A 17468-nucleotide genomic window follows, 5' to 3' on the forward strand; every position below is an offset into this window, starting at 1 on the left:
ACATGGACAACACCATCGCCATCGTCGGGATGTCCGGGCGCTTCCCCGGCTCCCCGGATGTCAGGGCCTTCTGGGCGGACCTGTTGGCCGGGCGCAGCGGGATCCGCGAGCCGTCGGATCAGGATCTCGCGGCGGCCGGCGTGCCTGCGTGGGTCCGGGAAGACCCGGCGTACGTGCGGGCTGCCGGCGCGCTGGAGGGGGTCGAGGAGTTCGACGCGGAGTTCTTCGGCTTGACGCCCCGTGAGGCGCAGCTGATGGACCCGCAGCAGCGACTCTTCCTGGAGTGCGCGTGGCACGCCCTGGAGGATTCCGGCCACCGGGCCGGCGCGGGGCTGCCTGCGGCTGTCTTCGGCGGCACCGGGGCCAATGGCTATCTGCTGTACAACCTGGCGCCGCAGCCATGGCTGCGCGATCCGGCACACGAGTACTCCGTACTGCTCGGCAACGACAAGGACTACCTGGCGACCCGGACGTCTTACCGGCTGGGGCTGGCCGGCCCCAGCGTGACGGTGCAGACGGCGTGCTCCACCTCGCTGGTGGCGGTCGCGATGGCCTGCCAGAGTCTGCTGGACTTCCAGTGCGACCTGGCCCTGGCCGGCGGCTCTTCCGTGGTGGTGCCGCACCACGTGGGCTACCTGCACCAGGAGAGCGGCATCGCCTCGCCCGACGGCGTCTGCCGGCCGTTCGACGCGGGTGCCAACGGCACGGTGCGCGGCAGCGGGGCGGCGGTCGTGGTCCTCAAGCGCCTGGAAGATGCCATGGCGGATGGCGACAACGTGCACGCGGTGATCCGCGGCTGGGCGGTGAACAACGACGGTGCGGCCAAAACCGGTTTCACCGCGCCGTCGGTGGGACGGCAGGCCGAGGTCATCGCCCTGGCGCATCAGCTCGCCGAGGTCGGGCCGGAGAGCATCGGCTTCGTTGAGGCGCACGGCACCGGCACGCCGCTCGGCGACCTGATCGAGGTGGAGGCGCTGCGCCAGGTCTTCGACGGCGCCGGCGGACGGTGCGCGCTGGGCTCGGTGAAGGCCGGCGTGGGGCACCTGGACGCCGCGTCGGGCGTGACGGGCCTGATCAAGGCTGCACTCGCGGTGAAGCACGGCGTAGTGCCGCCGACCCTCAACTTCCGGCGGGCGAACCCGGCGCTGGGGCTGGAGAGAAGCCGGTTCTTCGTCAACACCGAGGCGGTGGACTGGCCGGTGCCGGGCGGTCCGCGGCGGGCTGGGGTCTCGTCGCTGGGCATCGGCGGGACCAATGCCCACGTGGTGGTGGAACAGCCGCCGGCGCCGCAGGAGCGGGCCGGGGCCGTGGCGGACGAGGTGCCGGTGCTGCTGCCGCTGTCGGCCCGCACCCCGCAGGCTCTGCGGCACGCCGCCGACCGGCTGGCCGACCGGCTGGAGGCGGACGGGGGCCTGCTGGCCGACGTGGCGCACACCCTGGTGACGGGTCGCGTCCAGTTCGACGCGCGGACCCACGTGGTGGCCGCGTCCGCGAAGGAGGCCGTGGTCGCGCTGGCCACCGCTGGTGACCCGCCGGCCGACGGGGCCTCGTCCCGGCCGTTGGTGATGATGTTCCCCGGCCAGGGCGCCCAGCACCCGGGCATGGCGGCGTCGCTCTACCGCTCCCAGCCGGTGGTGCGGCAGGTGGTCGATGAGTGCGCGGAGCAGCTGCGGCCGGAACTGGGCCTGGATCTGAGGGAGATGATGTTCGCCGCGCCGGACGGCCCCGAAGCGGGTCGGGAGGGCGGGGCGGCGACGCTGCTGGAGCGCACCGAGTACACCCAGCCGGCCCTGTTCACCGTCGGCTACGCGCTGGCCCGGCTGTGGGAGAGCTGGGGGGTGCTGCCGGACGTGATGGCCGGCCACAGCGTGGGCGAGTTCGTCGCCGCATGCCTGAGCGGGGTACTGGAGCCGGGTGACGCTCTGCGGCTGGTCGCCCTGCGCGGCCGACTGCTGGCGGCGCAACCCGCGGGGGGCATGCTGTCGGTTGCGCTGGCCGACGGCGAGCTGCGCCGGCGGCTGCCTCGGGGCGTGGTGGTCGCCGCGGTCAACGCGCCCCGGCAGTGCACGGTCGCCGGAACGGCCGCGGAGGTGGAGGCCCTGGCCACCGCGCTCGCGGCGGACGGGGTACACGTGAGCAGGGTACGGACCTCACACGCCTTCCACTCGCCGCTGGTCGAGGGCGCGGTGGAGCCGTTCCGGCGGGCGGTGGCCCAGGTGCGGCTCTTGCCGCCGAGCCGTCCGTTCGTCTCGTCGGTCACCGGCGCCCCGATCACCGACGCGCAGGCCACCGACCCCGGTTACTGGGCCAGGCAGCTGGTGGCGCCGGTGCGCTGGCACCGGGCGCTGCGCACCGCGGCCGGCTCGCGGGCGGTACTGCTGGAGGCCGGGCCCGGCCAGTCCCTTGGCGCGCTGGCCCGGCTCGGTCTGGATCCGGAGGCCGGCCACGTGGTGGCCAGTACGCTGCCACGGCCCGGCGGAGACGAGCGGCGAGCCGTGCTGGAGGCGGCGGGCCTGTTGTGGGGCGCGGGCGTCACGGTGGATCTGGCCGCGGTGAACGGGACGGCCGGGCGGCGGGTGTCGCTGCCGGGCTACCCGTTCCAGCGGAAACGACACTGGATCGACGCGCCCGCTCAGGGGCGGGAAGGCGCCGTGGCCGGCGCGCCCCGGGAGGAGCCGGCCGAGGCGGCAGGCCCCGGCGGGGAGCTGGATCCGGCCGCGGTGCGCTCGGCGGTGGACCGCGCATGGGCGGAGGTACTGCTCGGCGTCGAGCCGGCGGCGGACGACAACTTCTTCGCGCAGGGCGGCCAGTCGCTGGTAGCGGTCCAATTGCTGTCGCGTATCTCCCAATCGGTGAAGGCCCGGCTACCGCTGCGGCTGATCTTCGACCATCCCACGCCGCGTGGGCTGGCGACGGCGGTGACCGCCGAGGCGCTGCGCGGCGCGTCCCGGCCGGACCTGCCGATCGCCCCGGTCGACCGGGGCGGCCCGCTGGTGCTGTCCCCCGCGCAGGAGCGGCTGTGGATCATCGAGCAGCTGGAACCGGGCGGCAGCGCGTACAACGTGCCGCAGACCCTGATGCTGGACGGCGTCCTTGACCACGCGGCACTGGAGCGGTGCTTCACGGCGCTGGTGGCCCGGCACGAGGCGCTGCGCACCCGCCTGGCGGCGCACGGCGACGCGGTGGTGCAGGTCGTCGGCGAGCCGTACCAGGTATCGGTGCCGGTGTTCGAGGCGGACGGCGGCGCGGCAGACGCGGAGGCCGCGGTGCGGGAGCTGGCACTGACCGAGATCGGACGGCCGTTCGACCTGCTGGAGGGCCCGCTGCTGCGGGCAGCGCTGATTCGCCTGGCGCCGGAGCGGCATCTGCTGGTGGTGACGGTGCACCATTTGGTCACCGATGGCTGGTCATTCCTGGTGCTGACGCGCGAACTGATCGAGCTGTACGACGCGTTCGGATCGGGCCGGGAGCCCGATCTGCCACCCGTCCCGCTACAGGCGGCCGATCACGCCGCGTGGCAGAGGGAGTTGGTCGAGGGTGACCACCTGGCGGAGCAGTCCGCGTTCTGGAGCGAGTACCTGCAGGGAGCCACGACCGTCCTGGAGTTGCCGGTCGACCGCCCGCGCCCGCCGATCCAGCGGCACCGTGGCCGGCGCCACCGGATCCACGTGCCGGCGGACCTGGCCCGGGAGCTGTCGGCGCTGAGCGGCAAGCGCGGGACCACGTTGTTCGCCACCCTGCTGGCGCTGTTCGCCGGGCTGCTGCACGTTCACACCGGCAGCCGCGACTTCCTGGTCGCCACGCCGGTCGCCGGGCGCGACCGCGCCGAGTTGGAGGAGATCGTCGGCTACCTGGTGAACACCGTCGTCGTGCGCGCCGACCTGGAGGGGGTGGAGTCGGCCGCCGAGCTGGTGGACCGGGTAAGCGGCAGCGCCCTGAAGGCGCTCAGCAACCCGGATGTCCCCTTCGATCGGGTCGTGCGCTCGGCCGCCGTGGACCGGCCGCTGGATCGCAATCCGCTGGCCCAGGTGATGTTCACCCTGGAGAACCGGGTCAACGAGGAAGTGCGGCTGGCCGGCCTGGAGCTGACACCGTTCGAACTCGACCCGGGTACCGCCCAGTTCGACCTGTCCTTGACCGTCCAGGAGCAGGAGGACGGCCTGGGAGGCTGGTTCGAGTACGACGAGGAGCTGTTCGCGGCGGACACCGTGGAGCGGCTGGCGGAGCACTACCTGGAGGTGCTGCGCCGGGCGGCGGCCGATCCGGAGCAGCGGCTGGCCGAGTTGGTGCGGGTGCCCGACGCCGTGCGCCGGCTGTTGACCGAGGTGTGGAACACCGGTGCCGAACGCCCGGTGCCGAACACCTCGCTGGTCGACCTGTTCGCCGCCGCAGCCGCCGAGCACGCGGACCGGCCGGCCGTCGTCGACGGTGAAAACACCTGGAGCTACCGGGAATTGAATGCGGCCGCAGCCCGGATCGCCGGGGCCCTGGCCGCCCGCGGCACGGTGCCCGGCGACCGGGTCGGCGTCCTGCTCGAACGCGGCGCCGACCTGATCGCCACCGTGCTCGGCGTACTGAGAACCGGCGCCGCCTACGTACCGCTCGACCCGACACACCCTGCCGAACGGCTCGGGCACGCGCTCTCGGACAGCGGTGCGCGTCTGGTGGTCACCCAGCGGTCCCTGCTCGAGTCCCGGCCGCTGGGCGGGGCCACCGCAGTGCTCGTCGACTCGCCGGAAGTCACCGACCGTGCGACGGACTTCACACCGCCCGAGGTGCCGGCCGGCGCTCCCGCGTACGTCATCTACACCTCCGGCTCGACCGGCCGCCCCAAGGGCGTCGAGGTCTCGCACCACAGTGTGGTGCGACTGCTGACGGGCACCCGGCGCCACTTCGACTTCGGCCCGCAGGACGTCTTCGCGCAGTTCTTCTCGCACGCCTTCGACGTGTCGGTGTGGGAGATCTTCGGCGCGCTCTGCCACGGTGCCCGTCTGGTGACCGTCCCGTACTGGACCACCCGTGATCCACGGGCGCTGGTCAGGTTGCTGTCCGAGCAGGGCGTGACGGTGCTGAACCAGACGCCGTCGGCGTTCCAGTCGCTGATCGAGGCCGCCACCGGCCCGGCCCGCGATCCGCTGGCGCTGCGCGCGGTCGTGCTGGCCGGCGAGAACCTGGACGTCGCCACCCTGTCGCCCTGGTTCCGGCTGCACGGCGACCAGCTGCCGGAGATCGTCAACATGTACGGGATCACCGAGACCACCGTGCACACCACCTACCGCAGGATCACCTTGGCGGATCTTCGCGCCGCCGTCGGCAGCCCGATCGGCGTCGCACTGCCTGACCTGCGTATCCGGCTGCTGGACCCGGACGGCGCGCTTGTGCCGGTCGGCGCGACCGGCGAGATCTGCGTCGGCGGGCCCGGCCTGGCGGAGCAATACGTCAACCTGCCCGAACTGACCGCTCAGCGCTTCGTGCCGGACCCGTACGACGACCGGCCTGACGCGCGGCTCTATCGTTCGGGCGACCTGGCCCGCTACGACGGCGCCGGGGAGCTGTACTACCTGGGCCGGGCCGACCACCAGGTGCAGATCCGCGGCTTCCGCGTGGAGCCCGGGGAGGTCCAGACGGTGCTGGCCCGGCACCCGGGCTTGAGCGGGGCGTTGGTGGTCGCGGCCGAGGCGCCGAACGGCGGCGCCGAGCTGATCGGCTACCCGGTGCCGCTGCCTGGAGGGCGGGTGCCGGACGGAGACGAGTTGCGCGGCTTCCTGCGCGCCCGCCTTCCCGAGTACATGGTCCCCCGGCACTTCGTGGCGATCGAGCGGATCCCGCTGACGGCGAACGGCAAGGTCGACCGGCGCGCGCTCCCGGCACCGAGCCGGGAGCCGGGAGCCGTCCGCCGGGCCGGCACGCCGGTGGAGGCGGAGGTCTGTGCGGTGTGGCGCGAGGTGCTGGGTCTCGAGACGGTCGGCGCCGACGAGGGCTTCTTCGACATCGGCGGCGACTCGCTCTCGGCCGTGCGGGTCAACAACCGCGTCGAGCAGCGCTTCGGCGTCCGGCTCCCCCTGCGAGAGCTGTTCACCGAGCCGACGCCGGCCGCGGTCGCCCGGCGCGTCACCGATGCCCTGACCACCGCCGGCCGGGCGGGCGACGGCGACGGACCACTGACCGACCCGGTGGCGCCGTCACCGCTCTCGCCGGAGCAGGAGGGGATCTACCTGGCCGAACAGGTGGCGCCGGGCACTGCGGCCTTCCACATCGGCGCCGCGCTGCTGCTGCGCGGCCCGCTGGACCCGGCGCTGCTGGCGCGCGCGCTCGATCGCGTGGTGGAACGCCAGGAAGCCCTGCGCGTCGGTTTCGTCGAGACCGACGAGGGCGTGTGGATGCGCCTGTCCAACCCCGGGCCGGGCCTGCTGCGCGTGCTGCCGGTACCCGAGGAGACGGACTGGGAGACGTTCGCCGCCGAGTTGTTCCAGGGGGAAATGGCCCGTCCGTTCGACCTGGAGGAGCCGCCGCTGCTGCGTGCGGTGCTGGCTCCGGTCGGCGAGCGGGAGCATGTGCTGGTGCTGGTCGTGCACCATCTGGTCTGCGACGGCTGGTCCCTGGGCGTGCTGCTGCGGGAGATCTCGGCCGCCTACGCGCTCGACGGCCCGCTGCCCGCTCCCGTGTCCGGCTATCGCGAGGCGGCGGCCCGATCGCGCGCCCGGCTGGAGGACGGGCGGGCGGCGGGCGACCTGGAATGGTGGCGCGGGGTACGGGAGCGGCACCCCGTCGGTGAGCCGCTGCCGACCCTGCCCGGCGCTCCGGCCCAGGGCCCCTACCGCCTGGGGCGGCGCACGGTTCGGCTGCCTGCGGACGTGCGCGCCGCGCTGCTGGAGGCGTGCCCGCGGCTGGGTGTGACCCCGTTCACCCTGCTGGCCACCGTCTTCCAGCTGTCGCTGGCGGCGGCCGGAGTCGACGCGCCGGTGCTCGGCTTCCCGATGGCCGGGCGCGGCGCACAGGACGAGGACCTGATCGGCTGTTTCGTGCGTACCGGCCTGTTGCCGTCGGCCGTCGGCGCGCCGAGCTTCGCGGAGGCGGTCGGCGCGGTGCGCGACCACCTGGTGGCCGCGCTGGAGCACGGTGAGGTGTCCGCGGACGCAGCCGGGCGCGGGCCAGAGCCGTACCACGCCTGGTTCGTGCTGCAGAACACGCCGATGGGGTCCTCCGGTCCCGGCGCCACCACGGTCGAGCCGGTCCCTCAGCTGCCGCCGACCACCAAATTCCGGCTGTCGCTGGACGTGACCGACACCGGCACGGAGCTGGTGTGCTGGTGGGACTTCGCGCCAGATGTGCTGGGCGAGGAGTTTCCGTACCGCGTGGCCGACGGCTTCAGCGCGGTGCTGGCAGCGGCTCTGGCAGACCCGGAGGCGGCGCCGGAGGCGCTGCGGGAGGCGGCGGCCGTCCGGCTGGCGCCGGGGGCGCGGCAGCCGTCCGGACCGCGGTCGGTGTCGCGGCGGCGCCCCTCCCCGGCGACCGGCGGCGCCGGTTGGTACGGCACGCAAGGCCACGATGAGCAAGGAGATGGTTGTTGATGAGCCCGCAGTTCTCTCGTTCCGGAACGGTGCGCCAGGTCGTACGGTCGGCCACCGGTCCCGACGCCGTTACGGTGGAACCGCTGTTCGCGGAGGGCGGCCTGCCGATGGTGGTACGGCCCAAGGAGGCCGGCGCCGACCTGGTGTCCCTGGCCACTGTGCAGAAGAAGTGGCTCGCGGACCTGCTGCTGGAGCATCGCGCGTTGCTGTTCCGGGACTGGCAGATCTCGGAGGCGGCCGCGTTCCACCGCTTCGTGGAGGCGGTCTCCGACGGCGAGCCGCTCCAGTACCGGGATCGGTCCACGCCCCGGGAGGAGGTGGGCGACAACGTCTATCTCTCGACGACGTACCCGGCGGCCGAGCGGATCGAGCTGCATAACGAGGGTACGTACTGGACGGCGTGGCCGCAGAAGCTGTTCTTTTGCTGCGTGACCGCCCCGACGGTCGGCGGTGAGACGCCGATCGCGGACAACCGCCGGATCAAGGAACGCATACCGGCCCCCCTGCGCGAACGGCTGGAGCGGTCCGGAGTGCGCTACGTGCGCAACTACAACAGCGGATTCGGGCTCACCTGGCAGGAGGCGTACCAGACGTCCTCGCGCGAGGAGGTGGACCGCTACGCAGCGGAGAACGACACCGTCACCGAATGGCTGGACGAGGACCACCTGCGCACCGTCCAGATCCGCCCGGCGGTGCGCCCGCACCCGGTGACCGGCGAGCGGATGTGGTTCAACCACGCCGCGTTCTTCCACGTCTCCAGCCGCGACCCGCAGACGCGAGAGGCGCTGGTGGAGGCGCTGGGCGAGGACGGGCTTCCCTTCACCACCGCCCACGGCGACGGATCCCCGCTGGCGGACGAGGACGTGCGGATCATCAACGAGGCCTACCTCGCGGAGGAGGTTGCCTTCCGTTGGGAGGCAGGTGACGTGCTGCTGCTGGACAACATGTCGGTGGCGCACGCCCGCCGGCCCTACGAAGGCGATCGCAAGATCCTGGTCGCGATGACCGACCCTGTCCACGGCGAGGCCTTCGAGCCGACCGCCCCCGTCAGCGATGTGGAGGAGCGGTGAGCGAGGACATCGCGGGGTACCGGACCTCGCCGGCCCAGCGGCACCTGCACCGGCTGCGGTCGGCGCTGCGGGGCGCCGACCCGTTCACCGTCCGGATCGCCGCCACGCTGCCGGCCGGGCACGAACCGGACCAGCTACGGAAGGCGCTGCTGGAGCAGGCGGCCGTGCACGAGGCCCTCCGCACCCGGGTACGCGCGGCGGGCGGTGCAGGAGTTCCGGTACAGGTCATCGCGGACGAGCCGGAGCTCGACGCGCCGAGCGCGGCGGGCGGGACAGCGGCGCTGTCGCTTGCCGCAACCGGGCTTCCCGGCGGCAGTTGGCGGGTGGAGCTGGCGGCAGACCCTGCGGTCGCCGACGCGGCCACCCTGGTGGGGCTGCTCGGTGCGGCACTCGGCGCGGGGGCCGGTCCGGAGGAGGACCCGGTCCAGTACGCGGACGTGGCGGAGTGGTTCCAGCAGTTGCTGGAGGACCCGGAGAGCGCGGCGGCGCGGGACCGCTGGCGCCGCCTGACGGCCGCCGCGGGGGCGGAGCCGGAGCTGCCGCTCGGCGCGGGCGAGGCGTCGGGATTCCGGCCCGAGGACGTCTGCGTGGTGCTCGACCCGGCCGCCTCCCGGCTCGTCGCGGAGCGTGCGGACGAACTGGGCTGCACGGAGGCGGCGTTGATCACCGCGGCCTGGGCCGTGGTGGTGGCCGGCGGCGCGCAGGAGCTGCCGGTGCGGTTGGGTGTGGCCGTCTCGGGCCGGTGCTCGGCGGAGCTGCGCGACGCTGTCGGACCGTACGACCGCACCGTACCGGTCACTGTCGCGGTGCGGTGCGAGGAGGACGCCGGCACCATGGTGCGGGCTGTGGACGCGGCGCTGCGGCAGGCGGCCGAGGATGTCGACCTCTTCCACTGGGAGGCTGTGTCATCAGCCGGTGCGGAGGCGTACTGCCGTTACGCGGCCGGATACCTGGACGTCTCGGCACTGTCCGTGGACGGCACGGCCGCCGACGTGGCCGTGACTGACGTCTCCGACCGGTACGACCTGCGCCTACTCGCGGTGCGGCACGCCTCCGATCGGCTCGAACTACGCCTCGGCCACGACACGTTGCGGTGCGAGCCGTATGTCGCCGCCCTGCTGGCGGCCCGCGCCGCCTCCGTCCTCGCGGCGCTCTGCGCGAAGGACGGCACCGCGGTCCGGGACCTGCCGCGCAGCACCGCGCACGACGCGGAGCTTCTCGCCCTGCACGGGACGGGCCCGGAACAGCCCGACAGTGAGGAGACCGTGCTCGATCTGATCCGGCAGCACGTCCTCGCCACCCCGGTGGCCCCGGCGGTGGTCCACCGCGACGGGATCCTGGACTACGCGGAGCTGGACGCGGCCGCCGACGCCCTGGCCGGGGCCCTGCGCTCGGCCGGCTGCGTTCCGGGCAGCCGGGTGGCGCTCTGCGTGGACCGCGGCCCACTGCTGCCGGTGGCGGTACTTGCTGTGCTGCGCTGCGGCGCAGCGTACATACCGCTGGACCGGCGCAACCCGGCGGAGCGGCTGGCGGAATCGGCGGCCGACGCCGGCGCAGCCGTGCTGCTGGCCGACGACAACGGCCGCACGGTGCTGGCGGATCTGCTCCCCGGCCTGCCCGTGGTCGCCCCCGAGGCGGCCCTGGCCGGCGGTCTCGGGGAGGCGGTCGCGATCGCTCCCGACAGCACCGCCTACGTGATCTTCACCTCCGGTTCCACCGGGCGCCCCAAGGGCGTCGAGGTCACGCACCGCAACCTGGCCCACTCCACCCGGGCCCGTCTGGAGGTCTACGGGTCCGACGGCGACCGCACCGCGCTGCTGATCCCTACCGTCGCCTTCGACAGCTCGGTCGCGGTGCTCTTCGGCACCCTGTGCGCGGGCGGCTGCCTGGTGGTACCGGCAGACGACGAGGCCGGCGACCCGACCGCGCTGGCTCGGCTGGCCGTCGAACACCGGGTGACGGACCTGCTGTGCGTCCCGTCGCTGTACCGCGCGTTGCTGGAGGAGTTCGCCGCGGGCGACAGCCCGGAGCTGCGCCGCGCGGTCGTCGCCGGCGAGGAGTGCACTGCGACGCTGGTCGAGCGGCACCATGAACTGCTGCCTGGGGCAGCCCTGTTCAATGAGTACGGGCCCACCGAGGCCACCGTCTGGTGCACCGTGCAGCGGGTCGCTCCCAGCGCCGGCCGGGTACCGATCGGCCGCCCCACGCCGGGCACCCGGCTGTACGTCCTGGACGCCGGAGGCACGCAGGTGCCCTTCGGCGCCCGGGGTGAGCTGTACGTCGGCGGTCCCGGTGTCGCGGCCGGCTACACCGGCCGTCCCGACCTGAGCGCGGAGCGCTTCCTGCCCGACCCGTTCAGCCCCGCCCCCGGGGCGCGGGTCTACCGCACCGGCGACCTGGTGCGCCACCGGGCCGACGGCGCCCTGGAGTTCCTGGGCCGCACCGACCGCCAGGTCAAGATCCGCGGCTTCCGGGTGGAGCTGGAGGAGATCGAGAGCCGGCTCGCGGCGCAGCCCGGCGTGGTCGCGGCGGCTGTGGTGGACCGCGCCGACGCGTCCGGCTCCGTGAAGCTGGCGGCCTACGCCGTGCTCACGGCGCCGGCCACCGGCGAGTCGGTGGGTGCCGCACTTTCCCGGGCGCTTCCGTCCCACATGGTGCCCTCCGTCACCGCGCTGCCCGAACTGCCGTCCCTGCCCAACGGGAAGGTGGACCTGGCTGCGTTGCGGCGGCTCGCCCCTGCCCTCGCGGCCACCGAGTACGTCGCTCCGCGCGACCCGGTCGAGCAGGCGCTGGCCGAGGTCTGGCAGCAGGTGCTGGACACCGAACGCGTGGGCGTGCAGGACAACTTCTTCGACCTCGGCGGCGACTCCATCCGCGTCGTCCAGGTGCGGACGAGGGCCCGACAGCGCGGCCTGCTCGTCCAGGTCACCGACCTGCTGCGGTATCCGACGATCGAGGCTCTCGCGCCGTTGGCCGCCACCGTGCCGGCGGAATCCGGCGAACGGCCCGGCGACACGCGACCGCGGCTGCTGCCCGAGAGCGTCCTGCAGGAGCTGCCCGAGGAGGTGGAGGAGGCCCTGCCGCTCTCCGCCCTCCAGGCGGGCATGCTCTTCCACACCGCCTACGAGCACGGCGAAAAACTGCTGTACCACGACGTAACGACGCTGCGCCTGCGGTCCGACCTCGATCCGGCGGCCTTCGAGGCGGCCGTCGGCGAGGTCTGCCGGCGGCACGCGATGCTGCGGGTGGGCTTCGACCTGGCGCACCCCGCCGGGCCGCTGCAACTGGTGCACCATGAGGTTCCCACCCCATTGCGCGTGGCCGACCTGCGGTCGGAGACACCGGCACGGCAGCGCGAGCTGGTGGACGCCGACGTCGAGCGGGAGCGCACGACACCCTTTGTCCTGGAGCGGGCGCCGCTGGTGCGTTTCACCGTGCACCTGCTCGCCGAGGGCGAGTTCCAGCTGACCCTCGCCGTGCACCACGCGGTGCTGGACGGCTGGAGCGTCACTGTCCTGCTGGCGGACCTGATGGACTGCTACGAGCACGCCCTCGACCCGTCCCGCCCCGGCCCGGACGCCGCCCCCGCGGCCTCCTACGCCCGGTTCCTCGAACTGGAGCTGGCGGCACTGAGCGGTCCGGACGCCGATTGGTGGGAGCGCAGGACCGAGGATCTGCCCGCCGCCCGGCTCGGCGGCAGCGGCCTGTCGGACGGCGCGGGTGAACGGCGGACCGGCGCCGAGCTCCCTGCGGAGACGTGCGACGCACTGCGCCGGGTCGCGGCGCGGGCGGGCGTTCCGCTCAAGAGCGCGCTGCTCGCCGTCCACCTGAAGGTGCTGGCGGCCATGACCGGACGCGATGACGTCGTCACGGGCATGGTCACCAACTGCCGCCCGGAAGACGAGGACGGCTCCGACGCGATGCTGGGTCTGTTCCTCAACACCCTTCCGCTGCGCACCGTGTTGCCGCGCGGAAACTGGTTGGAGCTGCTGGGCCACGTCTTCGCCGAGGAGCGGGAGATGCTCCCGCACCGCTGGTACCCGATGAGCCGGATCCGGCGGGCCGGGGAGTCCGGCACACTTTTCGAGGCCGCGTTCAACTACGTGCACTTCCATCGCTACGGCGAACTGGCCACCCGCCGGGGGCTCGAGGTGGTGGAGGCCCGCTTCCACGGCGACACCAACCTGCCGCTCATGACGGACTTCATCCAGGACCCGGCGAGCGGGCGGATCGAGCTGTCGATCGCCTTCGACCCGTCCCGCTACAGCCTGTCGTTCGCCGAGGCGATGGTCGCCCGCTACCTGACCGCCCTTGCCGCGCTCACCACCGCGCCCGACCTCCCGCACACTGCCGGCGACCTGCTCTCCGCGGCCGAACATGCGCGGCTCGCCGACGCCGGACGCGGCTCCCGGCCGGACATGCCGGTGCAGGCCCTGGTGCCGCGGCTGGCGGCCGCCCTGGCCGAACACCGCAACCGCACGGCCGTCGAGACGGCCGGGGAACGGCTGAGCTACCGCGAACTGGCACACGCCGCACGGGACTTCGGCGCGGGGGCACGCAGGGCCCTGACCGGTTCCCGTCCCGGTTGCGGGGACGAGCCGACCGTGGCTCTGCTGCTGCCGCGCGGCACCGGTCTTGTCACCGCCGCCGTCGGCTGTCTGCTGGCGGGCGTGCCCTTCGTGGTGTGCGACCCGGCCCAGGGGCCGGAGAGGCTGCGGGACATGCTGGCCGACGCCCGCGCCGGGCTGGTGGTCGCCGCCGAGCCGCAGCGGCAGGCGGCAGCACTCCCGCCTGGAGTGCCGTGCCGCACGCCGCAGGAACTGGGCGTCGACGGTGGGACCGGGCCGGACGCCGAGCCGCGCCCCGGAGATCTCGCCTACCTGGTCTTCACCTCTGGCAGCAGCGGCCGCCCGAAGCCGGTGGCGGTGCCGCACGGCGCGCTGGCCAACCGGCTCGACTGGTCGCAGCGCGCCTACCCGCTCCGCCCGGACGACCGGGTCCTGGCGCTGGCCGCTCCGGTGTTCGACTTCGCGGTCTGGGAGATGCTCGCACCGCTGCTGTCAGGGGCCAGCGTGATCACGGCGCCCGACCTCAAGGAGAGCACCGCCGGCCTCGGCGCGCTGCTGCGGGAGACCGGGGCGACGGTAGCCCACCTCGTCCCGTCACTGATCGGCGGACTGCTCGACGAGCCCGGGCCCGCCGACGGCAGTGCGCTGCGACTGCTGCTGGTGGGCGGCGAGGCTTTCCCGGCCCGCTTGCTGGAGGAGCTGCGTGCGGCACTGCCGTGCGAGGTGATCCATCAGTACGGCCCCGCGGAGGCCGCGATCGACGCCACCTTCCACCGAGCGACGGCCTCGTCCGCGCCGGCCGGCGGCTCGGGCACGGTGCCGATCGGCCGTCCGATCGACAACGTGGTGGTGCACCTGCTCGGGGACAACCTGCTGCCGGTGCCTCCCGGCTGCGCGGGCGAGCTGTTCATCGGCGGCGAGGCCACCGCCCGCGGTTACCACAGCCAACCGGGCCGTACCGCCGGAGCGTTCCTGCCCGACCCGTACGCCGGGATGCCGGGCGCCCGCATGTACCGCACCGGCGACCTGGCACGGCTGCTGCCGGACGGCTCGCTGGAGTTCCTGGGCCGCACCGACGACCAGATCCAGGTCAACGGTGTACGGGTGGAGCCGGGCGAGATCGAGGCGGCGCTGCTGGCCGGCGGGCTCCTCGCGGAGGCGGCAGTCGTCGCCCGGGCGACGGATCACGGCGGGACGCGGCTGGTCGCGCACGTCGTTCCGCGGGACGGCGTGCCGTTCTCGGCCGACGAGGTGCTGGCCGGCCTCGCCGGCCTGCCCGACGCGCTGCGCCCGGCACTGGCCGTCGCACACGCGGAGCTGCCCCGCACGTCGAGCGGGAAGGTCGACCGGCTGTCCCTGCGCACGGCCGAGCTGCCCGAACAGCCGCGCGGGCCCCGGGCCGCGGCGGCCACGGAGTTGGAGGAACGCCTCGGCGCGCTGTGGTCGCAGGTCCTCGGCGATCCCGGCCTTGGAGTGGAGGACGACTTCTTCGCCCTCGGGGGCGACTCCATCGCCGCGCTCCAACTGGTGGCCCGGGCGCGACGGGACGGCATCGCGATGACCGCCCGGTCGTTGTACGCGAACCGCACCGTCCGGTCGCTGGCCCGGTCGCTGGCCCCGGCTCGGTCCTCGGCGGACGGTCCGCGCGAGCGGTCGCGGGGGCCGGCACTGGTGGCGCTGCGCGGCGACGGCGGCGGAGCGCCGTTCTTCTGCGTCCACGCCAGCAACGGCTCGGCCACGCCGTACGTGCCGCTGGCCGGTGCCCTGTCGCGCCCGCGGCCGTTCTTCGGCCTCGATGCGGAAGGGCTGTCGCCGGACGGTCCGGAGCTCGCCTCGGTGCCGGCCCTCGCCGCCCACTACCTGGCCCAGGTGCGGGCCGAGCAGCCGCAGGGACGGCCCTACCTGCTGGGCGGGTGGTCGACGGGTGCCGCCGTCGCGTTCGAGATGGCCGCGCAACTGCGGGCGGGCGGAGAGCGGGTGGCCGCGCTCGTGCTGTTCGATCCGGCGGCTCCGCCTGCGCTGGACGCGCCGCCGGAGTCGGCGGAGCTGCTGTGGCTGTTCCTGCGCGACCTGGCAGGTCTGGCCGGCCGACCCGTGCCGCCCCTCGCGGTGGAGGACTTGCGGGGGCTCGGTCCGGACACGCAGCGGGAGGCCGTGCTGAGGACGGTGCGGACGGCCGGCCTGGTGCCGGACGACGTGCTGGAGGAGGTGGCCACGCGTCTGGGCCTCTTCCGCTCGCTGGTCTCCGCCGCTGCGGTCTGGCGGCCCGGGGCCTACGACGGTCCGCTGACCGTGCTCACGGCGGGCGCCGGGGACCCGGCCGAACGGATCGCCGCCTGGCGCTGCCTGACCACCGGCGCCTTCGAGGCACGGCCGGTGGACGGCGACCACCACGGCATGCTGAGACGACCCGCCGTCGACGGTCTGGCCGCCCTGCTGGACCGCTGCCTGGAAGGGCTGCCCCTCGGCACGGGGGAGGGCGGGGGTTCGGCAGGGTAGCGCGAGGATGCCCGTACGGGGCCCGCCAACCTGAGCGGTCGGGCGGGCCCCTGCAGTTTTATCGGCAGGCGACCCCGGTAGCGGTGCGAACGTGCTGTCCGAACAAGCGCGCCCGCGCCTGGAACGCGGACGGGCGATCTTTCTTGTACCGCCGGCGGCGCAGCGCCCCCGGGCAGTCCCTGCCGCTGACCCGCTATGGCGCGGGCCTACAGCCGTGCGGGCAGCGGAGGGGGGGTGGGGCGTTGTCCACGGGTCGACCTGATCAGCAGGAACGAGCGGGCTCCGGGCCTCCCGGCACTTCAAAGATCCATCCTGCGTGACGGCCATCAACATTCACTTGTAGGTTTCCCGATCAGGAGTTCTGAAATTAGTCGGGGCAGACTTTCGCGGCAACTCTGACGCGCCCAGTGCGCTCCGTCAGATTATGGACCTCGGGCCTCGGGCCGTGCGGAAACGGATTGTTCTGGCTACGGCTGCATAAGCGCATGAGTCGGCCGACTGGTTTGCCATAGCTGGGTGGACCAGCCCCGCGAGGGACCAGGCCTTCATGGATGGCCCGGGTAAGTTTTTGAGATCAGGAGCGCTTAGATACAGAATTTTGGCACTTGAATTCAATTCCGGACAGATTGAGTTTCTCTGAGTTGCTAGTAGTAGTTTGCGGGCTCAGACTGGTTCTTGGGCCGGAGACGCGCTTGCCGCGCGCCTTCGGATCGAGGTCGCCATTGCGTGTGACGGGCAGCTTCGAAGGTCGGTCGCAGTCACCCCGCACAGACTCAGCTCTTGCTTCGAGCCGCCGTGCATCGGCCCATGTGAGTCCATCGATGACTGTGGGACAAGGAACCTGAAAGGAAACCCTCGACATGGCGCGTGCAGCACTGAAGAAGGTCCTTATCACAGGAGCGGGCACTGGCTTCGGGTTCGAAGCCGCCATGCGCCTCGCCGAGAAGGGCTTTGACGTGATCGCCGGGGTGGAGATCTACGCCCAGGTGCAGACGCTGAAATGGCAGGCGGCTGAGCGCGGGGTCAGGCTTCGGGTCGAGAAGCTCGACGTGACCAACGACGGAGACCGCCGCAAGGCCCTCGACTGGGGTGTGGAGATTCTGGTGAACAATGCCGGCGTCGGTGAGGGAGGCTCCACGGTCGACATTCCCGAGTCGAACATTCGGCACCAGTTCGAGGTCAACGTCACGGGGCCGCTCGTCCTCACCCAGGGAATCGCCAAGCAGATGATCAACCGCGGGGCCGGCCGCATCGTCTGGGTGTCCTCACGGGAAGGCTTGAACGTCAACCCGTTCACCGGCATCTACTCTGCCTCGAAGCACGCGATTGAGGCGATCGCCGAGACCATGGCCTACGAGCTGCAGGAATACAACATCGAAGTCGCCACGGTCAACCCGGGGCCCTTCCTGACAGGCTTCAACGACCGCATGTTCCAGACCTGGGAAAGCTGGGAGGACGACCCGTCGCAGAGGCTCTTCGACTATTCCAAGCTCGCCTTCCCCCGCCCGCAATTCGACCCTGAAGCGGTCTTCGCCACGCTGACGGCTGTCGCCGCCGGAGAAGTCGACAGCTACCGCAACCTGGAGCCCAAGTCGATGCTTGAGGAGACCAAGCGCCTCCAGGCGGTTCCGTGGGAGCGCAAGGTCACGGACGGCCTCGGGACCCGCCACCCGGCCATCCAGCACTCCTACGAGATGCAGCCCGAGACTCCCGTCGGGTGATCGCCTCCCGGGGGACTGCGAGTGGCAAGGCCGCCTGGG

4 protein-coding genes are annotated in these 17468 nt (G+C 73.0%); all 4 read left to right on the forward strand.

From position 1 onward, the window contains the following. Positions 1 to 2 precede the first annotated feature (2 nt). The 4 genes from Q2K21_RS13495 to Q2K21_RS13510 all read left to right on the forward strand — a co-directional run bounded on the left by Q2K21_RS13495 (position 3) and on the right by Q2K21_RS13510 (position 17429). Positions 3 to 7571 (forward strand): non-ribosomal peptide synthetase/type I polyketide synthase, encoded by a 7569-nt coding sequence (locus Q2K21_RS13495; RefSeq protein WP_310770338.1) that lies wholly within the window; start codon positions 3 to 5, stop codon positions 7569 to 7571. Then, positions 7571 to 8641 carry a TauD/TfdA family dioxygenase gene (locus Q2K21_RS13500; protein ID WP_310770340.1) on the forward strand — a complete coding sequence of 357 codons (1071 nt, stop codon included), beginning with the start codon at positions 7571 to 7573 and terminating at the stop codon, positions 8639 to 8641. The genes Q2K21_RS13495 and Q2K21_RS13500 overlap by 1 nt, the downstream gene beginning before the upstream one ends. Beyond that, positions 8638 to 15708 carry a non-ribosomal peptide synthetase gene (locus Q2K21_RS13505; RefSeq protein ID WP_310770342.1) on the forward strand — a complete coding sequence of 2357 codons (7071 nt, stop codon included), beginning with the start codon at positions 8638 to 8640 and terminating at the stop codon, positions 15706 to 15708. The genes Q2K21_RS13500 and Q2K21_RS13505 overlap by 4 nt, the downstream gene beginning before the upstream one ends. 860 nt (positions 15709 to 16568) lie before the next feature. Further along, a complete protein-coding gene (locus tag Q2K21_RS13510; protein ID WP_310770344.1) occupies positions 16569 to 17429 on the forward strand; it encodes an SDR family oxidoreductase in 861 nt (286 codons plus the stop codon). Positions 17430 to 17468: the final 39 nt, after the last annotated feature.

The organism is Streptomyces sp. CGMCC 4.7035 (genome assembly GCF_031583065.1).
GTDB lineage: Bacteria > Actinomycetota > Actinomycetes > Streptomycetales > Streptomycetaceae > Streptomyces > Streptomyces yaanensis.